The following is a 22101-nucleotide window of genomic DNA, read 5'->3' on the forward strand; positions in this document are numbered from 1 at the left end:
CTGTGAGAGCGAGCTTGCTCACTCCCAAAGAGATCTCAATAACAATAATAAAAATGCTGTATTCAGAGGCTGACTGCCATGGCCGCACCTGCCCCGCCGCTTTCCCACGATGCGATCGTCCAGGACTCCTGGTCCCGTTGCCGCGCCTTCGGTCTCAATCATCAAAGCGCCCCGGCTTTCGATCAGTTGCCCGCCGCCGGCATCGCGCAGTTGCTCGACCGCCATCATTCGCTGGTACAGACCACTCACCAAGAAGTGCTGCCGTATTACGAGAACATCCTGAGCAACTCCAACTGCCTGATCATGCTGGCCGACAATCAGGGCCAGGTACTGACGTCCTGGGGTACACAGCGCTTCATCGAGCCGAACCTGGCGCGCGGTTTTCAGGCCGGCGCCAGTTGGGTCGAGCGCGCCAGCGGCACCAACGCCATCGGCACGGCGCTGGCCTGCGAGCAGGCGGTGCATATCGAACACGATGAACACTTTCTCAAGGCCAACCGCTTCATGACAGGCTCCGCCGCGCCGATTTTCGATGCCGAGCGCAAGGTCATCGCCGTGCTCGATGTGTCCAGCGACAGTTATCTGCCGCCCTCGCACACCCTCGGCATGGTCAAGATGATGAGCCAGACCGTGGAAAACCGGCTGATCCTCAACCTGTTCCATGGCCAGCACTTTCAACTGACCTTCAACACCGGGTTGAACAACCTCGACAGCCAGTGGGCCGGGCTGCTGATCTTTGATGAAAGCGGTCAGGTGTTGTCGGCCAACCGTCGGGCCGACAATCTGCTGGGGGTGCGGTTGTCGCGGGTCAGCGTTGAAAGCCTGTTCAAGGTGTCGTTGCTGGAGTTGATCAATCAGCCGGATGGCTTGCCGTTTGCCTTGCAGACTTCCGGGCGCAATCGTTTCCAGTGTTTGCTGAAGCGACCTAAACAGGCGCCGGTTCAGGCGCGGGTCTTTACTGAAGCCAGAACCGCTGAACCGAAAGTCACCGTACCGACGGCCATCAGCCTGAGCACTTTGCACTTCGGCGACAGTCGCGTGGAAAAAGCCGTGCGCCAGGCCGAGCGTTTACTGGAAAAAGACATTCCGCTGCTGATTCACGGGGAAACCGGGGTCGGCAAGGAAGTCTTCGTCAAGGCTCTGCACCAGGCCAGCTCCCGCAGCAAACAGGCGTTCATCGCCGTCAACTGCGCGGCGATCCCCGCCGAACTGGTGGAGTCTGAGCTGTTCGGCTATGAGAAAGGCGCATTCACCGGCGCCAACCAGAAAGGCAGCATCGGCCTGATCCGCAAGGCCGACAAAGGCACGCTGTTCCTCGATGAAATCGGCGACATGCCACTGCCGACCCAGGCCCGCCTGTTGCGGGTGTTGCAGGAGCGCTGCGTGCAACCGGTGGGCAGCAGCGAGCTGTTTCCGGTGGATCTGCGGATCATCTCAGCCACCAACCGCTCGCTCAGGGAACAGGTGCAACTGGGGCGCTTTCGCGAAGATCTGTACTACCGCATCGGCGGTTTGACCCTGGAATTGCCACCGCTACGCGAGCGCAGCGACAAGCAGGCGCTGTTCAAACGGTTGTGGGAACAACATCGCGAGCCGTCGCAGTGGGCGGGATTGAGTCGTGAGGTGCTGGAGCTGTTCGAGCGGCACCCGTGGCCGGGCAATCTGCGTCAGGTCAGCAGCGTGATGCAGGTAGCGCTGGCGATGGCCGAGGAACAACCGATTCGACCCGAGCATTTGCCGGACGACTTTTTTGTCGATCTGGAGATGGAGCCAGTAGAGGTGGCCGAGCCGTTGGGCATCGATCTGAACGATGCCGAGGCGTTGAACCGGGAGTTGCAACTGGCCGGCGGGAATATTTCCCATCTGGCGCGACGGTTGGGGGTGAGCCGCAATACGCTGTACAAGCGATTGCGGCAGATTGAAAGCTGAGAGCCTCCATAGCGGATCAGACCGAAACGGCTGGCTCAACAGGCGCAGCCGATGCCGCCGCCAACGTCCGCAGGCCCATCAACACCACAACCATCATCATCAGACCTGCGGCTATCGCAACGCCGAACCCTGCCCGTGCACCGTAAGCGTCAATTACCAGCCCCGCCAGCATGCCGCCGAGCGCCACGCCGATGCTGATCCCGGTGGTCATCCACGTCAGCCCTTCGGTCATCCTCGCCGCCGGGATAATGATCGTCCCCAGCTTCATCACCACAACCATGGTCGGCGCGAACGAGATGCCGGCGATAAACAGCATCGCGGTAAGGACATAAACGTCCGGTGAGAAAACCGGCAATACGCCGGTGACTGCCGTGACCAGGATCCCGATAAAGAACTGTTTTTCAATCGCCAGCGAAACCCGCAGCGCGCCGAAGGTCAGACCCGCCACCAGCGAGCCGAATGCATAGGCGGCAAGAATGAAGGTGGCAGCCGATGGCCAGCCTTGCGCATTGGCGAAGGCCACAACGGCAACATCGATCGCTCCGCCAATAACCCCCATCGCCAGCAACGCCAGGACAATGGTGCGAACGCCGGGAATCAGCAGGGTCGAACCACTGTTTCTCCGGTTGCCCGCCACCACTTTCGGTTCGGTCTGACGCTGCATGAGAAACGCCGTCACGCCGACAGCGAGCAACCCTACCGCCACCAGCGGCCCGGCTTCCGCGAAGAAACTCACACTCAAACCGATCGCCAGTGGCGGGCCGATGATGTAAGCCAGTTCAGTGAGGACTGTGTCCAGCGAGAACGCGGTGTGCAGTTGCGGCTTGCCACGAAACAGCTGCGTCCAGCGTGCGCGGATCATGGACGGCATGCTCGGCATCGTCCCCGCCAGAGCCGCCAGCACAAAAAACAACGCGGCCGGAGCCCTCAGGTGCACGGCAACAATCAGCGCCAGCAGCATGACGATACTGAAGGCCGTGACGACGGGCAGCACACGACTCTGGCCACGCCGATCAACCTGTTTCGAGATGCGCGGACCGAGCAGCGCATTAGCCAGGGTAAACGTACCGGCGACTGCGCCCGCCAGCCAGTAAACGCCGGTCTGCTGCACCAGCATGGTGATGATGCCGATGCCGATCATTGCCTGGGGCAGTCGGGCGATGGAGCTCGCGAGGATCAGCCCGGTGGCGCCGGGTGTCGATACCAGTTCGCGATAGTGATTAGCCATGATTCCTCCCTTCCGGATTCGTCGCTGATGAGCATCCTGCCGCGTGCGCTATCAAGACCTATGCGAATACCAAAAGCAATCGCACATTGTCTGGATCGTTCCCACGCTCTGCGTGGGAATGCAGCCCGGGACGCTCCGCGTCCCATGCCGAAGCGGACGCGGAGCGTCCATTGAGGCATTCCCACGCGGACGGTTCGACGCCTCGACGTGGGAACGATCAATCAAATCTGCCAGCCAGCAGAAAAACAAAAACCCGCACAAGGCGGGTTTTGTTTGTAGCAAGCGCAGCGATCAGTCAGCCAGACGCCAGGTCGTGCCGCCCTTGCCGTCTTCCAGCACCACGCCCATGGCGGTGAGCTGGTCGCGGATGCGGTCGGATTCGGCCCAGTCCTTGCCGGCACGTGCCGCCAGACGCGCAGCGATCAGCGCCTCGACTTCAGCAGCATCGACACGCCCTTCGGCGCCGGCCTGCAGGAAATCATCGGCTTCGAGCTGCAACACACCGAGCACGCTGGCCAGTTCTTTCAGACGCGCCGCCAGACCGGCCGCGGCATCGAGATCGCTCTCGCGCAGACGGTTGATCTCACGCACCATCTCGAACAGCACCGCGCAGGCTTCCGGCGTGCCGAAGTCGTCGTTCATCACCGTGGTGAAACGCTCGACGAACGCTTCGCCGCCAGCCGGCGCCACATTCGGCAGGCCTTTCAACGCATGGTAGAAACGCTCCAGTGCGCCCTTGGCGTCCTTGAGGTTGTCTTCCGAGTAGTTGATCGCGCTGCGGTAGTGGCTCGACACCAGCAGGTAACGCACGACTTCCGGGTGGTACTTGTCGAGCACGTCGCGAATGGTGAAGAAGTTGTTCAAGGACTTGGACATCTTCTCGCCATTGATACGGATCATGCCGCAATGCATCCACGCGTTGGCGTAGGTCTTGCCGGTGGCCGCTTCGCTCTGGGCGATTTCGTTTTCATGGTGCGGGAACTCGAGATCGCTGCCGCCGCCATGAATGTCGAAGGTCTCACCGAGGCAGCAGGTGGACATCACCGAGCACTCGATGTGCCAGCCCGGACGCCCCGCGCCCCACGGCGATTCCCAGCTCGGCTCGCCCGGCTTGACGCCTTTCCACAGCACGAAGTCCAGCGGATCTTCCTTGGCTTCGTCGACCTCGATCCGCGCACCGATGCGCAGGTCTTCGATCTTCTTGCGCGAAAGCTTGCCGTAGCCCATGAACTTGCCGACGCGGTAGTACACGTCGCCATTGCCCGGGGCGTAGGCGTAACCCTTGTCGATCAGGGTCTGGATCATCGCGTGCATGCCAGGGATGTGATCCGTGGCGCGCGGCTCCATGTCCGGCTTCTGGATGTTCAGGCGCGCTTCGTCTTCGTGCATCGCCGCGATCATGCGCTCGGTCAACGCTTCGAACGACTCGCCGTTCTCGTTGGCCCGGTTGATGATCTTGTCGTCGATGTCGGTGATGTTGCGCACGTAGGTCAGGTCATAACCGCTGAACCGCAACCAGCGGGTCACCAGGTCGAACGCGACCATGCTGCGGCCATGGCCCAGGTGGCAGTAGTCGTATACGGTCATCCCGCAGACGTACATGCGCACCTTGTTGCCATCCAGCGGCTTGAAGACTTCTTTGCTCTTGGTGAGCGTGTTGTAGATCGTAAGCACGGTGTTTCCTTAAGACTTGATCACTGGCCCCACGAATCGCGCAGGGTCACGGTACGGTTGAATACCGGCTGACCTGGTTTCGAGTCCTTGATATCCGCGACGAAGTAGCCTTCGCGCTCGAACTGGAAACGGTCTTCCGGCTGTGCATTGCCCAGCGAGGGTTCAGCACGACAACCGGTCAGCACTTGCAGTGAGTCAGGGTTGATGTTGTCCAGGAAACTCGCGCTGTCTTCGGCCTTCTCCGGGTTCGGAGAACGGAACAGGCGATCGTACAGACGCACTTCGCACTCGATGCTGGCAGCGGCCGGCACCCAGTGGATCACGCCCTTGACCTTGCGGCCTTCAGGGTTCTTGCCCAGGGTGTCCGGATCGTACGAGCAACGCAGCTCGACGATGTTGCCGTCGGCGTCCTTGATCGCTTCGTCGGCACGGATCACGTAGCTGCCGCGCAGACGCACTTCGCCGTTCGGCTCCAGGCGCTTGTAGCCTTTTGGCGGCTCTTCCATGAAGTCATCGCGGTCGATGTAGATTTCACGGGCGAACGGCAGCTGGCGCACGCCGAGTTCTTCTTTCTGCGGATGACGCGGCAGTTCGAGGTTCTCGACCTGATCTTCCGGGTAGTTGGTGATCACGACTTTCAACGGACGCAGCACGCACATGGCGCGCGGGGCGTTCGCGTCGAGGTCCTGACGGATGCTGAACTCGAGCATGCCGAAGTCGACCACGCCGTCGGAACGGTTGGTGCCGATCATCTCGCAGAAGTTGCGGATCGATGCCGGGGTGTAGCCACGGCGGCGGAAGCCCGACAGCGTGGACATGCGCGGATCGTCCCAGCCATTGACGTGTTTCTCGTCAACCAGTTGCTTGAGCTTGCGCTTGCTGGTGATGGTGTAGTTGAGGTTCAGACGGCTGAATTCGTACTGACGCGGGTGCGCCGGCACCGGCAGTGCGTCGAGGAACCACTCGTACAGCGGACGATGGCTTTCGAACTCCAGGGTGCAGATCGAGTGGGTGATGCCTTCGATGGCGTCCGACTGACCGTGGGTGAAGTCGTAGTTCGGGTAGATGCACCACTTGTCACCGGTCTGGTGGTGATGGGCGTGGCGGATGCGGTACATGATCGGGTCGCGCAGGTTCATGTTCGGCGAGGCCATGTCGATCTTGGCACGCAGTACGCGGGCACCGTCCGGGAACTCACCGGCGCGCATGCGGGCGAACCAGTCCAGGTTCTCTTCCACCGACCGGTCGCGGAACGGGCTGTTCTTGCCCGGTTCGGTCAGGCTGCCACGGTATTCCCTGGCTTGCTCGGGCGTCAGGTCGTCGACGTAGGCCTTGCCGGCCTTGATCAGTTCAACGGCCCAGTCGTGCAACTGGTCGAAATATTGCGAGGCATAGCGCACTTCGCCGGACCATTCGAAGCCCAGCCATTTGACGTCGCTTTCGATCGCGTCGATGTATTCCTGGTCTTCCTTGGCCGGGTTGGTGTCGTCGAAACGCAGGTGAGTGACGCCGCCGAACTCCTGGGCCAGGCCGAAGTTCACACAGATCGACTTGGCGTGGCCGATGTGCAGGTAGCCGTTAGGCTCAGGCGGGAAACGGGTGACGATCTGCGTGTGCTTACCCGAGTCCAGGTCCGCCTGGATGATCGGGCGCAGGAAATTGACCGGCGTAACGGGGCCGGTCTTGGAATTCGAGGTAGGGTCGACAGTGGGCTTGCTCATAGGATCCTTGAACGTACAGTGCGCGGCCGGGACACGGGCCTGACAAAACAAAGCGGCTATCATAGCCGATGCTGTCAAGCCCCTGACAGAGCAGGGCTTAAAAGGAATGCATTTAATCGCCGGGTTTTGAAAAACAGCCTCGAAATTCGCGCCTGTCACGCTAAACTGCGCACCTTGGCCCTCACGGGCTGAACCGGTACGGGGCCCAAATGTCCCAATACCCACGAATTCCTTATAAAGAGCATCGATCATGACTCAAGTTAAATTGACCACCAACTTCGGTGACATCGTCATCGAACTGAACGCTGAAAAGGCGCCTCTCACCACCGCCAACTTCATCGAATACGTCAAGAAAGGTCACTACGAGAACGTCGTGTTCCACCGCGTCATCAAAGGCTTCATGATCCAGGGCGGCGGTTTCGAGCCAGGCATGAAAGAAAAGAAAGACAAGAGCCCGAGCATCCAGAACGAAGCCGACAACGGTCTGAAGAACGACAAGTACACCATCGCCATGGCCCGTACCATGGACCCGCATTCGGCTTCGGCGCAGTTCTTCATCAACGCCTCCGACAACAGCTTCCTGAACCACACCGCCAAGACCGCTCAGGGCTGGGGTTATGCCGTATTCGGTAAAGTGGTTGCGGGCACCGACGTAGTCGACAAGATCGAAGGCGTTTCCACCACGTCCAAGGCAGGTCACCAGGACGTACCCGCAGACGACGTGATCATCGAGAAAGCCGAGATCATCGAAGCGTGATATTGCTGATTTCAGACTTGCATCTGGAAGAGGAGCGCCCGGACATTACCCGGGCGTTTCTGGATTTGCTCGCCGGACGCGCCCGCTCGGCGAGTGCGTTGTACATTCTGGGCGACTTTTTCGAGGCGTGGATTGGCGACGACGCCATGACCCCCTTCCAGCGTTCCATCTGCCAGGCCCTGCGCGACTTGAGCGACAGCGGCACGGCCATTTTTCTGATGAACGGCAATCGCGACTTCATGCTCGGCAAGGCCTTCTGCAAAGAGGCTGGCTGCACGCTGTTGAAGGATCCGAGTGTCGTGCAGTTTTACGGCGAACCGGTGCTGCTGATGCACGGCGACAGCCTGTGCACCCGCGACGAAGCCTATATGAAGCTGCGCCGCTACCTGCGCAACCCGCTCAGCCTGTTCATCCTGCGCAACCTGCCCTTGCGCACTCGGCACAAGCTCGCGCGCAAGCTGCGCAGCGAAAGCCGGGCGCAGACGCGGATGAAGGCCAATGACATCGTCGATGTCACGCCGGAGGAAATTCCGCGGATCATGCAGGAGTTCGGGGTGAAAACCCTGGTTCACGGGCACACCCATCGCCCGGCCATCCATAAATTGCAGATCGGCGACCAAGCGGCGAAGCGGATCGTGCTGGGGGATTGGGATCGTCAGGGTTGGGCGTTACAGGTGGATGAGAACGGGTTTGCGTTAGCGCCGTTTGACTTCGCGCCACCGCCTGCACTACCCGCCCCTGCCACCGCCTGATCGTTCCCGGACTTAGTTGATCGTTCCCACGCAGACGGTTCGACGCCTCGACGTGGGAACGATCTGTCGGACTTAGTGACCGCTGGCGGCCGGGCCTGCCTTGGCAGCAAACGGCGGCTTGGCCAGCCAAACAATCAATATCAACCCCATAAACCCCCACCCCAACAACGTGAAGTAATCCACGGTGGAGAGCATGTACGCCTGACTGGTGAGGATCTGATCCATCTGTGCATAGGCCGATTGGCTCGCGCCACCCAGCGAATGCAAGGTCTCGCGAGTCGCTGGCTCAAAGGTGCTGATGCTCTCGCTCATATAGGCATGATGCTGATCCGCCCGGCGAATCCAGATCCACGTGGTCAACGACGCCGCAAAACTGCCACCCAATGTCCGCAGGAACGTCGCCAGACCTGCGCCATCGGCAATCTGGCTCGGCGGCAAGTCCGACATCAGGATGCTCAAGGTCGGCATGAAGAACAGCGCCACCCCAATCCCCATGAACAACTGCACCAGAGCGATGTGCTGGAAGTCCACCTCGTTGGTGAATTCAGCACGCATGAAGCAGCTCAGGCCGATCGCCAGGAACGCTAGCCCCGCCAGCAGACGCAGGTCGAACTTATGCGCGTACTTGCCGACAAACGGCGACAGCAGCACCGGCAGAATGCCGATCGGTGCCACCGCCAGCCCGGCCCAGGTCGCGGTGTAACCCATCTGGGTCTGCAACCACTGCGGCAGGATCAGGTTGATGCCGAAGAACCCGGCGTAACCCAATACCAGCACCAGCGTACCGATGCGGAAGTTGCGATAGGCAAACAGCCGCAGGTTGACCACCGGATGCTGGTCGGTCATTTCCCAGATCACGAACACCGCCAGCGCGATCACCGAAATGGCCGCGCCGATGATGATGAAATTCGACTCGAACCAGTCCAGGTCATTGCCCTTGTCGAGGATCACCTGCAACGCGCCCACGCCGATGATCAGCGTGATCAGCCCGACGTAATCCATCGGTTGGTGGCTGGTGACCACCGGGCGTTTGGCCAGCTGCTGGCGCACCACCATCACCGCGAAGATCCCGATCGGCACGTTGATGAAGAAGATCCACGGCCAGCTGTAACTGTCGGTAATCCAGCCGCCGAGGATCGGTCCGGCAATCGGCGCCACCACCGTGACCATCGCCAGCAATGCGAGGGCCATGCCCCGCCTCGCCGGTGGATAGACCGCGATCAGCAGCGTCTGGGTCATCGGGTACAACGGCCCCGCTACAAGGCCTTGCAGCACGCGGAAGCCGATCAGTTCCGGCATCGACGTGGAAATACCGCAGAGGAACGAAGCCAGCACAAACAGAATGGTCGCCCACAGAAACAGCTTCACCTCACCGAAGCGACGGCTCAGCCACCCAGTGAGTGGCAGCGCGATGGCGTTGCTCACGGCGAACGAGGTGATGACCCAGGTGCCCTGCTCCGAACTCACGCCGAGGTTGCCGGAAATGGTCGGCAGCGCCACGTTGGCGATGGTGGTGTCGAGCACCTGCATGAAGGTCGCCAGCGACAGGCCGATGGTGCTGAGCAACAGGCTGGGCGGCGTAAAAGAGGCGTTATTGCTCATCGCGAATCCTATGAAGCCGGGTTGGCGCCGTGTCTGTTACGGACACAGCTGCCCTTTGTGGGAGCGGCGGTGCGACGATTCGACTTGCTCGCGAAGGCGGTCTGTCAGACAAATCAATGCTGAATGACACACCGCTTTCCCGAGCAAGCCCGCTCCCACAGGGTCAGTGGTGGATCAGCGTTGCGCAGTCTTGCTGACCGCCGCGCTGTTGTCGTGGATCAACTGGGTGATCATCGCGTCGGCTTCGGCCAGTTGGCGGTCGTAGACGTTGGTGCTGAACGAGGCCTTTTGCGGCGGCTGCTGGGCCAGTACCGGGCCACTCTGGTCGTGCAGATTGACCTCGACATTGGTCGACAGGCCGACGCGCAGCGGGTGTTTGGCCAGCTCTTCGGCGTTGACATGAATCCGTACCGGCACACGCTGCACGATCTTGATCCAGTTACCGGTGGCGTTCTGCGCCGGCAACAGGGCGAACGCGCTGCCGGTGCCCGCGCCGAGGCTGTCGACGGTGCCGTTGAACTTGACGTCGCTGCCGTAGATGTCCGACTCGATCTCCACCGGTTGGCCAATGCGCATGTCACGCAGTTGGGTTTCCTTGAAGTTGGCGTCGATCCACAGCTGATCCAGCGGGATCACCGCCATCAGCGCGGTGCCCGGCTGCACACGCTGGCCAAGTTGCACGGTGCGTTTGGCGACGTAACCGGTGACCGGTGCGATCAAGGTGCTGCGAGCGTTGGTCAGGTAGGCCTGGCGCAGTTGCGCGGCGGCGGCCATCACGTCCGGGTGCGAAGAGACCACGGTGTCATCGACCAGCGCGCTGGTGGTTTTCAACTGCTGCCTGGCGTTGGCCAGGGCGTTCTGTGCCGAGGTCAGGTCATCGCGGGCATGGGACAGTTCTTCCTGGGAAATCGCCCCGCCGGCCGCGAGATTTTTCCGCCGGTTGAAGTTGTCCTGGGCTTTCTGCACTTCGGCCTGTTGCGCATTGACCTGAGCCTTCATGCCGTCGACGTTACTGTACAGGCCGCGCACCTGACGCACGGTGCGGGCCAGATTGGCCTTGGCACTTTGCAGGCCGACTTCGGCGTCGTTCGGGTCGAAGTTGATCAGCACCTGGCCTTCATGCACCAGATCGCCATCGTCAGCACCGATGCTGACCACGGTGCCGGTCACCAGCGGGGTGATTTCCACCACGTTGCCGTTGACGTAGGCGTCGTCGGTGCTTTCGCTCCAGCGCCCGATGAATTCGTGATACGCCCAGACGCCGGCACCGGCGAGGGCAACCACAACGGCCAGCACCAGCAGCATCACCTTGCGTTTGCGCGGGTTGCCAGTGTCCTGGGCGTTGTCTTGAGCTTGTGTGTTTTCGGCAGTGGCCATGACAAGTACCTTGAATTAGTTGTGCGGCGTGGCTGGGGTGGCGTTGGCTGCGGTCAGGGTTTGCCCCTGGAAGCCGCCGCCCAGCGCTTGCATCAGTTGAATCGACAGGTCGATCTGCTCGGCATTCAGGTTCGCCAGCTGACGCTGGGCCTGCAGCAATTGCTGCTCGATGCTGAGCACGTCCAGGTAGTTGCCGATGCCGGAACCGTAACGCTGGACGACGGTGTTGTAAGAATCCTGGGCAATCTCGGTTGCGTGCTGCTGGGCGCCGATCTGCCGGCCGATGTCACGCAGCTGGTTAATGGTGTCGCTGACATCGCCCAGGGCTTTCACCAGGCTTTTGTTGTACTGCGCCACGGCGAGGTCGTAATCGGCGTCGCGCGCATCGAGGTTGGCGCGCAGGCGTCCGCCATCGAAGATCGGCACCGAAATCGTCGGGGCAATGTTGAAGAAGCGACTGGCGGAACCGAACATCGCGTCCCCCAACAAGGATTCGGCACCAGCGGAAGCCGACAGGTTCAAGTTCGGATAAAAGCGGGTCTTGGCCGAATCGATGTCCTTGCTCGCGGCCTCGACACGCCAGCGCGCGGCGACCAGATCCGGACGACGGCCCAGCAGTTCGGCGGGAAGCACCGATGGCAGTGCGACAGCGCTGGCTTGCAGGACTTTCGGCCGAGCGATTTCGTTACCGCGATCCGGGCCTTTGCCGAGCAATACGGCCAGGGCGATTTTCGCGCTGTTCAGGCGCTTTTCAGCGTCGATCAGGCTGGCTTCGGAGCTGGCTTCCAGGCTTTGGGTCTGCTGGAACTGGTACTGGCTGTCGATCCCCGAACTCAAACGACGCTGGCTCAGGTCGAGCATCTGTTTGGTGCGTTTGAGGTCTTCGTTGGCCAGGTCATAGACGATGTGCGCCTGACCGAGATCGCTGTAGGCCCGGGCCACATCGGCAGCCAGGGTCAGTTGCGCGGCCTGACGGTCGACTTCGGCGGCGCGGGCCTGACCGAGTGCGGCTTCCCAGGCGTCGCGCTGACCGCCCCACAGGTCGAAGTTGTAATTGAAGCCGGCGCTGATATTGCGCACGGTGGAGTAAGCCCCACCCTGCCCCAACGGATCCTGATCCCGGGCCAGACGCGAACGGCTGATGCCGGCGCTGGCGTCGAGGGTCGGATAACGCTCGGCATCGGCGGCGTACGCAGCGGCGCTGGCCTGATGGGCGCGGGCGTCGGCGATCTGCATGTCCGGGCTGTCTTTCAGAGCTTCGCGGATCAGACCGTTGAGTTGCGGGTCGCCGAGGCTGGTCCACCAGTCGCTCTTCGGCCACGCGGCCGGGGACAGGGTCACGCCATTGAGCGATTGCCCGGTCTGCAGGGTTTTCGCATCGAGGCTCGCGCCCTGGGTATCGAGGCCGCTGTAGTTGGCGCAACCGGCGAGAATCATCGCCGACAGCACCAGTGTCAGGCTGCTGCGCAAGGTTTTACCGCTCATTGTGTTCACCTAACCGCTGGATGGTGATGGGGTCACCGGCTGCCAGCAAAATTTTCTTGAGGATGTATTCCAGGGTTTTCAACTCGTCCGGGGTCACGGCGCCGGCCAGCTCATTCATGGCGTCGGCGCCGATGTGCGGCAGGCGATCGGCCAGTTGCTGGCCCTGCTCGGTGAGTTTCAGTTGCACCTGACGGCGATCGCCTTCGCTGCGTTGGCGAACCAGAAAGCCTTTCTGTTCCAGACGATCGAGCATGCGGGTCATCGAACCGCTGTCCAGCGACAGGTGCCGGCACAGCTCGGCCGGGGTGTCGACGCCGAACTGGGCCATGATGATCAACACCTTGAACTGCGCGGCGGTGATGCCGTGGGGTTCCATGTGGGTGTCGATGATCTTGTCCTTGAGCAAGGCCGCACGGCCGAGCAACAGGCCGAGATGGCAATGCTGGAATTCGTCTGGGGTGAAATGCTTCATGTGCTCACCTAATAACTGCCTAGGCAGTGAATGTATGTCGAGATGTTACTGCCTAGGCAGCGAATGTCAACGTAATAGTTAGGTTGCTTTGTAATTAGCCGATAACTGACCGCACGAGATCGTTCCCACGTCCAGGCGTCGAACCTTCTGAGTGGGAATGCCTGAATGGCCGCTCTGTGTCAGCTGTTGAATGGGACGCGGAGCGTCCGGGGCTGCATTCCCACGCGGAGCGTGGGAATGATCAGGAGGGAAAAGCGGGCTAGAAATCCCGCTTGTAGAAGATATCCAGCGAACTGGCCACGCCGCTGGCGGCTTCGAGGTAGACCTTTTTGCTCAGCTTGTAGCGCAGGGCGATGGTGTTGGCCGGTTCGAACACGCCGACGCCATAGCGCAGGCTGAGTTTTTCGGAGATGTTGCCGCTGGCCACCACGCTGGTGGTGTTGCCGCTGCCCTGGGTGTCGAGCTGGAAGTCCTGAATGCCCAGATCACTGGCCAGACTGCTGGTGACTCCGGAACTGCCCATCAGACCCAGACCGAGCGCCGCCTGCGCGAGCATGTTGTTGTCCTCGCCGGTGGTGCTCAGCGGACGCCCCAGCACCAGATAGGACAGAGCCTGTTCCTGGCTCATCGCCGGTTCCGAGAAAATCTGCGTGGTCGGCTGCTCGGCGCTGCCGCTCAGTCGAATACCGGCGATTACGTCGTCGGTCTGGCGAATTGCTTCGATATCCAGATACGGCTGATCGATCGGGCCGGCGAACAGCAGGCGCGCGCGACGCACCGTCAGGCGCTGGCCGTAGGCGCGGTATCGACCGTCGTTGAGCCACAGTTCGCCGCGAGTATCCATGTTGTCGCCGATGTGTACCTGGCCTTGCAGGTTGGCCGTCAGGCCAAACCCGGCGAAGCTCAACTTGTCCTGGCCGACCACCACATCGATGTCCATTTTCATCGCCAGCGGCGGTTTGCCCTCTTCGGTCTGCGCCCCGACGATGATCGTGTCATCGGAGACTTTCACCGTCGATGGCGGCAGTTCGCGCACGGTGATTTCGCCTTTCGGCACCAGCACCTTGCCGGCAATCGCCAGCTCATCGCCGGCCATGGAAATCTTCAGGTCCGGCGCCACTTCCAGTTTGGCGTAGGGTTCGACCGTCACTGGCAATTGCGTGCCCTTGAGCGCCAGATCCACCACCAGCGCCTGGCCCCAGGCGATGTTGCCGTTCAGGCTGCCCTGCCCGCTCTTGCCGCTTTTCCAGCCGCCGTTCAATTGCACGGCTTCACCGGCGATCACCGCTTGCAGTTGCAACGCTTGCAGCTCGATCGGCAATTCCGGCCCAGACACTTCGCCGTCGCTGAGTTGCACCGTACCGTTGACCAGCGGCGCGAGCAGACCACCGGAAATCGTGCCGCTGCCGTTCAGCCGCCCAGTCAGTTTCTCGACCATCGGCACAAACGGCCGCGCCACCGACAGATCCAGTCCGCTGAGGCGGAATGTACCGCTGAGTGGCTTGTTCTTCGGCAGCGGGTTGAGCTGCGCCTGCACCATCAATTCACCGAGCTTGCCGCCGACGAAGTTGAGGTCGGTGTCGATGCGCTTGGGCGTGAGTTTGCTGGTGAGCTTGAGGGTCTGGTACGGGAAGTCGACCCACTGATCCTTTTCCTTCATGCGCAAGGTGCCGCCGCTGGCATCGACGCTGATCTGGCCGTTCGGGCCGCTGGCCGGCAGGTCCAGTTGCAGGTCGGCGTTGAGCTTGCCCTGCCAGGCGAAATCCTTCGGTAGCCATTGCGCCAGGCTTTCGATCGGGAATTGCTTGAGGTGATAACGCAGCTTCGGCTCCGGCATCAGGCGCTGGTCTTCGCCACACAGGCTGGCATTGCCGGACATCCAGCAATGGGCGCCGAAGTTGATCTTGCCGTCGGCCAGACGCTCGAGTTTGGCCGGGTTTTGCAACTTCCAGTCCTGACCGCCGGCCTGAATGTCACCGCTGGCCAGTCGTCCGCGCCAGTTGCCTTTGTCCAGATTGCCGTCCAGGCCCAGCGCCAGTTTCAGCTTCGGCCCGAGCAGGTCGAGGTTGAGTTTCTGGTTTTTGATATCGCCCTGGGCGCTGGCGGTCAAAGTGCCCAGCGACGTATCGCCGGCCTGGATGCCGCTGCCCTTGAGGTCGATTTTCGCCCGTTGCGCGCTGTCGAGGGTGGCATCGAGGTTGAGGCTTTGCAGGCGATTGTCCTGGAACGCCAGTTGCGAACCTTGCAGGCCGAGCTTGCCCTGTGGCGCCTTGAGCGTGCCAGCGACATCGACCCGACCGTTGATCTGCCCGCGCAGTTGCGGCCAGAGCTGGGCCAGACGCGCCAGTTTGATGTCGATCTGTCCGGTGAGCTTTTGTTGCAGACTGCCTTTGCCGTTGATGCTGTTGTCGCCGAGGCGAATTTGCAGGGCATTCAGATTCCACTGCTCGCCAGCGCCGTCAGCCTTGGCTTGCAGGATCGCCGGTTGGCCGCGCAGTTTGCCCTTCAGATCGAGGTCGGCGTTCAGGCTCAGGCGCTCGTTTTTCATTTCGCCTTTGCTCTTCAACGGACCGGCCAGGGTGCCCGGCAACTCCGCAACCCAGTACGCCGGGTTGAGCGCCGACAGTTCCAGCGCGGTGTCCCAGGCAATGCCATCGGCGAACTGTACGTTCACATGGCCTTCGGCCTTGCCCTGCCCGGCTTCGAGTTTCAGTTGTGGCAGGAAGATCTGCTTGAGATTGCCGCTGAACGGACTGCTCAGGGTGAACGCCCCCGCCGGACCATCTGCAGCGGCGGCGAAGTTACCGAGATACTGACCGTCGGTGTAGGAGACTTCGCCGGTGAAGGTGCGCAATGTGACCTGCGGCTCTTCGATCTCCGGATAGAGCCGATGCCAGGGAAAGTCCAGCCAGTTGATATTGGCTTGGGCGCTGAGGCCTTTGCTCCAGTCAACGTTGCCGGTGAGCTTGACGCTTTGCTTGTCGTTGGCCGTCAGGTCGAGGCCGGCAATCTGCGCACCTTTGGCGTCGACCTTACCCTTGAGCAACAGCGCCACCGGGCCTTTCTCGGCAGGCAACGTGGCATTGCCGAGCAATTGGTAACCGTTTTTCAGGTCGCCTTCGCCGGTCAATTCCAGTTGATTGAATTGCAGAGTGTCCGGCAGATCCGCGCTCGGCTTGAACGCCTCCGCGGTGATCCGCACCTTGGCAGGGAGGTTTTCCACCAGCGGTTGAAGTTCGCCGCTCAACTGGCCGTCGAGGTAGCCACGGCTGTCGGCGTGCAGGTTGAGGGTTTTCAGCAGGTCGCCGTCGATTTTCAGCGCCAGCGTCCACGGCTCGGGCGCCGGCGACGGCAAGGTCAGATCACCAGTTATATTCAGCGGCCAGTTGCCGGTCGGTTGTAGCAGGCCGGACAGATTCAGGCTCAACTCGTCACGTTGCAGTTTCACGCTGTCGATCTGCAGGCCCTTGGCGGTCCAGTGCGCCGCCAGTTGCAGGCCTTTCAACTCCTCACTGCCATTGAACACCAGGCTGCCGACCTGCACGTCGCCCAGCTCGATGGCCACGGGCAATTGCAGATCAGGAAGTTTGATTGGGCCGCTTTCGGTGACTTCTTCGCTCGGCGGGAATTGCAGGCTGACGGTATCGGCCTTGAGCTGTTCGATGCACAACGTCATGCGCGTCAGGCACAGCGGCGACCATTCGAAGATCGGTTTGCTCAGTTCGACGCGGCTGCTGTCCTGCTGCCACAGCAGATGATCGGCGCTCCACTGCCCGCCGAGCCGACCCTGGAAATTGTCGACGCTCAAGCCCGGCACCAGACCCAGCACCCAGCGGCTGCCGGCCTGCGTTCCGAGCACAACGGTGATGCTCAATACAATCAGCAGCACCAGCGACAACAACGCCAGCGCCGATATTTTCAAACCACGCTTCACAGCTCAGGCCCCATGGAAAAGTGCAGCCGGATGCCGCCATCGTCGTCCAGCGCGTGGGCCAGGTCGAGGCGGATCGGCCCCACTGGCGAAACCCAGCGCACACCGATACCGACCCCGGTCTTGAGGTTCGGCAGTTCGAGTTTGTTGAAGGAGTTGCCCTGATCGACGAAAGTCGCCACGCGCCACTTCTCGGCAATCGAGTATTGATACTCGACGCTGCCGGCCACCATGTAGCGCCCGCCGATGCGGTCGCCCTCGGAGTTCTCCGGGGACAGGCTCTGATAGTCGTAACCACGCACGCTCTGATCGCCACCGGCGAAGAAGCGCAGCGACGGCGGCACCGATTTGTAGCCGTTGGTGGCGCTGCCGCCGACCTGGACCCGGCCGAGCAGACGGTGCTTGTCGAACACGGTGGTCAGGCCTTTGACCAACGCCGTGCCGTAAACCAGGTTGTTGTCTGAGCCGAGGCCTTCTTTCGCCACTTTGCTTTCGAAGGTCAGGCGATAGCCATTGTGCGGATCGATGCGGTTGTCGCTCTTGAGGTAGGAATAGCTGACACCGGGCATCAGCAAGGTGCTCAGGCCGGAGTCATCGCCGAGCTGATATTCCTCGCGCTGCCATTTCAGCGAGATCACCCGCTGCCAGCCGCTCGGCAATTTGCTGTGCCATTCCGGGCCGAAGGTCAGCAGCTTGCTCAAGGTGTCGGAACCGTCGATGTCCTCGTATTGATAACCGCCGGCCCAGCGCAGCTTATCGGTCAGCGGCGGATCCAGCGGGATGTCATAGAACAGGCCGACGTTCTGCCGTGGCGCCGACAGTTCGGCCTCCCAGCCATAACTGTCGCCCTGCGGGTTGACCCAGTGGCGGGTCCAGTTGGCCTTGATGCGCGGGCCGACGTCAGTGGAATAACCAAGACCCAGGCCCATGGTGCGCGGCTTGCGGGTGTCGAGTTTGACGTCCACCGGGATTACGTCGTTTTTTGCGGCGGTCGGCGCGGCATCGACCCGCACACCTTCGAAGTAGCCGCTCGATTGCAGGTCGCGGTTGAGTTCGGCGATCAGCTCGGAGTCATACGGCTCGCCGGCCTTGAACGGCACCATGCGTTGCAGCAGGTCTTCGTCGAACGGGGTGTCGCCTTCGAAGCTGACCTTGCCCAGCGCATAACGCGGGCCGCTTTCGTAGATCAGTTCGACGTCGGCGACCCCGGCGCGTGGGTCGACCATCAATTTCTGGCTGGTGAAACGGCCACTGAAGAAGCCATAGCGCGAGGCCTGATTCTGAATCAGGCGTTTGGCGTCTTCGTAACGCCCATGGTTGAGCACCGCGCCGGGCTTGAGCACGTCACTTTTCGGGACTCGAAAGGATTTGAGGGAGGCCGCCGGACCGTTGACGCGAACGGTCACGTTGCGCAGGCGGATCGGCTCGCCGGGATCGATGTTCAGCACCAGACGCGGTTTTTCACCGCCCTTGACGTCACTTTCGATCTGCGGCTGGTAATAACCCAAGGCCTGGGCGGCCTTGCGCGCCTGCTCTTCGGCGCCGCGACTGAAGCGCTGCAAGGCTTCTTCGTCACGATCGCCGAGGCTGCCGATATAGCCTTCTATATTGGCTTTCAGTTCATCGTTGGACGGTTTGATCCGCACATCCAATTCACTTTGCGCCAGCGCCGCGCAGCTGCTTAACAGCATGAGCACGCCACTGGTAAATCTTCCTGGAAACTTCATAGGCGCGGATGCTATCACGGGCTTGGGAGCGTGATAGAACAGGAAATTTCCGAAAAAGTTCGATGGTCATCCCGTTGCTGTTTGTAACACCTGCGGGTTGGCGTGGAAAAACACGTGCTCGCGCACCGGGCCGACGGCCACTTCACCGATTTCCTCGTAACCCTGACGCTTGTAGAACTCCAGGTAACGCGGGTTGCCGGTGTCGAGGATCACGCCTTGGGAGGTTTCGTCCACCGCGCACCAGTTGTGCACCGCTTGCAGCAGCTGTTCGCCAAAGTGTTTGCCCTGAAATTGGGGATGCACACCGAGCAGCGGCAGCATGTGCACCGAGTCGGTCGGCACGCAGGCTTCAACGGCAGCGTGGTATTCCAGATAACGCCGGGTGCAGCGGAAACCGGTGCTCAACACCATGCGCAAACGCCAGGCCCAACTCTCGGTAACACCCAGACGCCGCTGCGGCGGCGCGATCAGGGCGATGCCGATCAAGCGGTCGTTGACCAACAGGCCGATGGCCGGCAGATCCTGCAGGAAATGCTGTTTGACCAGCTCCCGCACCGTGGCCCGTACCCGCTGCTCGTAACCCGGACGCTCGGCTTCGAACAGGTAGGCGAAGGTCGGCTCGTGACGATAGGCCTGATAAAGAAGGGATCGCGCTTCACGGGAATAGCCGCGGTCGAGCATATGAATGTCGGCAATGGCGGTTTGGGTTTCAGGCATGACGGTGATTCTCCCCGGGGCGTGCTCGGATGGCGGCGCTCTTGTTGGTACGAACCTTTTGGTGATGGCACAGTTCCCCACAGGTATAGACCAACCAGAGATCTTCATCGACTGGTCGGGCCTCATCGCTGGCAAGCCAGCTCCCACAGGTTTTTCCTGCGTACACAAGTTTTGTGTACGACCCGGACACTGTGGGAGCCTGGCTTGCCAGCGATGGGGCCGTTACAGGCAGCGCACCTCTGACAGACCTGAATGAATCTGCTTACCCCACGCTGGCCCAGATCCTACATGTCAGCTAGCATCGCCCTTTTGCCAGGACTGCCGACCATGAAGATCGTTTCCTTCAACATCAACGGACTGCGGGCCCGTCCGCATCAGCTGGCGGCGCTGATCGAGAAGCATCAGCCGGACGTGATCGGCCTGCAGGAAACCAAGGTCCACGACGACCAGTTCCCGCTGGATGAAGTGCGGGCCCTGGGTTATCACGTGTATTTCCACGGCCAGAAAGGTCATTACGGCGTTGCCCTGCTCTCGCGCCAGGAACCGATTGCTGTGCACAAGGGCTTTGCCACCGATGAAGAAGACGCGCAGCGACGCTTCATCTGGGGCACATTCGCCGACGCCAACGGCGTGCCGGTGACGATCATGAACGGCTATTTCCCACAGGGTGAAAGCCGCGACCATCCGACCAAATTCCCCGCCAAGCAACGCTTCTACAGCGATCTGCAAGCCCTGCTGGAAAGCCAGTTCCACAATGAACAGCCACTGGTGGTGATGGGTGACGTCAACATTTCCCCGGAAGACTGCGACATCGGCATCGGCCCGGACAACATGAAGCGCTGGCTGAAAACCGGCAAATGCAGCTTCCTGCCGGAAGAGCGCGAGTGGATGGCCCGCCTGAAAAACTGGGGCCTGACCGACAGTTTCCGTCACCTGAACCCGGACGTGACCGACACGTTCAGCTGGTTCGACTACCGCAGCCGTGGTTTTGAAGACGAGCCGAAGCGCGGCCTGCGCATTGATGTGATTCTGGCGTCCCACGGTTTGCTGCCACGGGTGAAAGCCGCCGGCGTCGACTATGAACTGCGCGGGATGGAAAAGCCTTCGGACCATGCGCCGATCTGGCTGGAATTGAGCTGACCCGCTTGAAGCAGAAGATCACAGCCAGCGGTTGTGATCTTCTGCCCTGTCATCTTTCAGCAACCTCACTGACTTAATCTCCCCGGCAATCCCCTTGGCTGCAATCGGTGCCGGCATGATCCTGCGTGTTCTGTTCGTCTTTCTCCTGAGCGCCTGGCTGCAGGTTGCGGTTGCGGCGTTGCCCATTCCCGAGAACGGCCCGGTATTGCGCATTCAGGGTTCCAACACCATCGGCGCGGCGCTCGGCCCGGCGTTGGTGGAAGGCCTGCTTCACAATCAGGGGCTGTTGAAAGTCCACAGCGAAACCCCTGACACCGCCAACGAACAACGGGTCGTCGGCCTCACAGCTCAAGGCCAAAGAGTCGTGGTGGAGATCGCCGCCCACGGTTCGAGCACCGGTTTCACTGCACTCAAGAACGCCAGCGCCGACCTCGCCGCCTCGTCGCGCCCGATCAAGGACAGCGAACTGCTGAACCTGCAAGCCCGGGGCGATCTGAAAAGCCCCGATGCCGAGCAGGTTATCGCCATCGATGGCCTGGCGATCATCCTCCATCCCGACAATCCGCTGAATCAACTGAACACCGAACAACTGGCGCGGATCTTCAGTGGCGAGGCGAAGACGTGGGAAGACGTCGGCGGCAAGGGTGGGACGATTCATTTATATGCGCGGGATGATCAGTCCGGTACGTACGACACTTTCAAGGAACTTGTCCTCAGTCGTCGTGGGAAATCCCTGAGCAATGCCGCGAAACGGTTCGAATCCAGCGAGCAGTTGTCCGACGCCGTCAGTGCCGATCCGCAGGCCATCGGTTTTATCGGCCTGCCCTATGTGCGCCAGGCCAGGGCCGTGGCGATTGTCGACGGGCAATCCCAGGCGATGCTGCCACTCGCCAGCCTGATCGCCACCGAAGACTATCCACTGTCGCGGCGGCTGTTCTTCTATCTGCCGCCCGACAGCAACAATCCCTGGGCCAGGGCGTTGGTGGAGTTTGCGCAGAGCCGCCAGGGTCAGGCGATTGTCGCGGCCAACGGTTTTATCGCCCAGACCGTGCAGGCCATCGCCGTCACGCCGAATGCGCTGATGCCCGAGGGTTATCAATCCCTCAGCCGCCACGCCCAGCGTCTGACCGTGAACTTCCGATTCGAGGAAGGCAGCGCCAGCCTCGACAACAAGGCCCGCCAGGATCTGGCCCGGGTGTTCGACTATATAAAGCACCACGACAAGACCGACCGCGCGGTAACACTGGTGGGCTTCGGCGACGCCAAGGACGACCCGGCACGGGCGGATTTGCTGTCGAAGCTGCGGGCGATGGCGGTACGCCGAGAGTTGGTGAAAAACGGCGTGGTATTGCGCGAAGTGCGGGGGTTTGGCGCACTGATGCCGGTGGCAACCAACAGCGGGGATGAAGGCAGGATCAAGAATCGGCGGGTTGAGGTTTGGGTTTACTGAACCTCCCCGATCGTTCCCACGCAGAGCCGTGATCGCTCCCACGCAGTACGCTGATCGTTCCCACGCTCCGCGTGGGAATGCATACCGTGACGCTCCGCGTCACAGTGGACGCAGAGCGTCCATGGCTGCGTTACCACGC

General features: G+C 61.3%; 15 protein-coding genes. 5 read left to right on the plus strand and 10 right to left on the minus strand.

Annotated elements, in window-relative coordinates:
* The first annotated feature begins 78 nt into the window (after positions 1-78).
* Entirely contained in the window at positions 79-1929 is a 1851-nt protein-coding gene (locus AWU82_RS23305; RefSeq protein ID WP_064380732.1) for a sigma-54-dependent Fis family transcriptional regulator, read from the plus strand.
* Positions 1930-1945: 16 nt separating this feature from the next.
* On the opposite strand, the gene AWU82_RS23310 is transcribed toward AWU82_RS23305, so the two are convergent.
* The 3 genes from AWU82_RS23310 to AWU82_RS23320 all read right to left on the minus strand — a co-directional run bounded on the left by AWU82_RS23310 (position 1946) and on the right by AWU82_RS23320 (position 6552).
* Positions 1946-3157 carry an MFS transporter gene (locus AWU82_RS23310; RefSeq protein ID WP_064380733.1) on the minus strand — a complete coding sequence of 404 codons (1212 nt, stop codon included), beginning with the start codon at positions 3155-3157 and terminating at the stop codon, positions 1946-1948.
* A 291-nt stretch (positions 3158-3448) separates the two neighbouring features.
* Positions 3449-4831: a cysteine--tRNA ligase gene (cysS, locus tag AWU82_RS23315; RefSeq protein WP_039767472.1), complete on the minus strand. Its 1383-nt coding sequence runs from the start codon at positions 4829-4831 to the stop codon at positions 3449-3451.
* A gap of 20 nt (positions 4832-4851) precedes the next feature.
* Complete coding sequence (locus tag AWU82_RS23320; RefSeq protein WP_039767474.1) at positions 4852-6552, minus strand: glutamine--tRNA ligase/YqeY domain fusion protein; 1701 nt, start codon at positions 6550-6552, stop codon at positions 4852-4854.
* Between the two features lie 250 nt (positions 6553-6802).
* Between AWU82_RS23320 and AWU82_RS23325 the strand changes: the two genes are divergently transcribed.
* On the plus strand, positions 6803-7309 hold the full coding sequence (locus AWU82_RS23325; protein WP_011334985.1) for a peptidylprolyl isomerase: 507 nt from the start codon (positions 6803-6805) through the stop codon (positions 7307-7309).
* Positions 7306-8061, plus strand: coding sequence for a UDP-2,3-diacylglucosamine diphosphatase (gene lpxH / locus AWU82_RS23330; RefSeq protein ID WP_064380735.1), 756 nt, complete (start codon positions 7306-7308; stop codon positions 8059-8061). The genes AWU82_RS23325 and lpxH overlap by 4 nt, the downstream gene beginning before the upstream one ends.
* A gap of 72 nt (positions 8062-8133) precedes the next feature.
* On the opposite strand, the gene AWU82_RS23335 is transcribed toward lpxH, so the two are convergent.
* The 7 genes from AWU82_RS23335 to AWU82_RS23365 all read right to left on the minus strand — a co-directional run bounded on the left by AWU82_RS23335 (position 8134) and on the right by AWU82_RS23365 (position 19372).
* Positions 8134-9663: a DHA2 family efflux MFS transporter permease subunit gene (locus tag AWU82_RS23335; RefSeq protein ID WP_039767480.1), complete on the minus strand. Its 1530-nt coding sequence runs from the start codon at positions 9661-9663 to the stop codon at positions 8134-8136.
* A 174-nt stretch (positions 9664-9837) separates the two neighbouring features.
* Positions 9838-11040 carry an HlyD family secretion protein gene (locus tag AWU82_RS23340; RefSeq protein WP_064380737.1) on the minus strand — a complete coding sequence of 401 codons (1203 nt, stop codon included), beginning with the start codon at positions 11038-11040 and terminating at the stop codon, positions 9838-9840.
* 15 nt (positions 11041-11055) lie between these two features.
* The gene (locus AWU82_RS23345; protein WP_064380738.1) at positions 11056-12525 is read right to left on the minus strand and encodes an efflux transporter outer membrane subunit; all 1470 of its coding nucleotides are present in this window, start codon (positions 12523-12525) and stop codon (positions 11056-11058) included.
* Positions 12515-12997, minus strand: a complete 483-nt coding sequence (locus tag AWU82_RS23350) for a MarR family winged helix-turn-helix transcriptional regulator (RefSeq protein WP_011334990.1) — start codon at positions 12995-12997, stop codon at positions 12515-12517. Before AWU82_RS23350 ends, AWU82_RS23345 begins: the two co-directional genes overlap by 11 nt.
* 259 nt (positions 12998-13256) lie before the next feature.
* Positions 13257-16931: a translocation/assembly module TamB domain-containing protein gene (locus AWU82_RS23355; RefSeq protein ID WP_064380741.1), complete on the minus strand. Its 3675-nt coding sequence runs from the start codon at positions 16929-16931 to the stop codon at positions 13257-13259.
* Positions 16928-18655, minus strand: coding sequence for an autotransporter assembly complex protein TamA (locus AWU82_RS23360; RefSeq protein ID WP_064380743.1), 1728 nt, complete (start codon positions 18653-18655; stop codon positions 16928-16930). The genes AWU82_RS23355 and AWU82_RS23360 overlap by 4 nt, the downstream gene beginning before the upstream one ends.
* Before the next feature lie 66 nt (positions 18656-18721).
* Positions 18722-19372, minus strand: coding sequence for a GNAT family N-acetyltransferase (locus tag AWU82_RS23365; RefSeq protein ID WP_064380744.1), 651 nt, complete (start codon positions 19370-19372; stop codon positions 18722-18724).
* A gap of 327 nt (positions 19373-19699) precedes the next feature.
* Between AWU82_RS23365 and xthA the strand changes: the two genes are divergently transcribed.
* Entirely contained in the window at positions 19700-20512 is an 813-nt protein-coding gene (xthA, locus tag AWU82_RS23370; protein WP_064380745.1) for an exodeoxyribonuclease III, read from the plus strand.
* A gap of 115 nt (positions 20513-20627) precedes the next feature.
* Positions 20628-21962: a substrate-binding domain-containing protein gene (locus AWU82_RS23375; RefSeq protein WP_064384076.1), complete on the plus strand. Its 1335-nt coding sequence runs from the start codon at positions 20628-20630 to the stop codon at positions 21960-21962.
* Positions 21963-22101 lie beyond the last annotated feature (139 nt).

This window comes from Pseudomonas glycinae (assembly GCF_001594225.2).
Lineage (GTDB): Bacteria > Pseudomonadota > Gammaproteobacteria > Pseudomonadales > Pseudomonadaceae > Aquipseudomonas > Aquipseudomonas glycinae.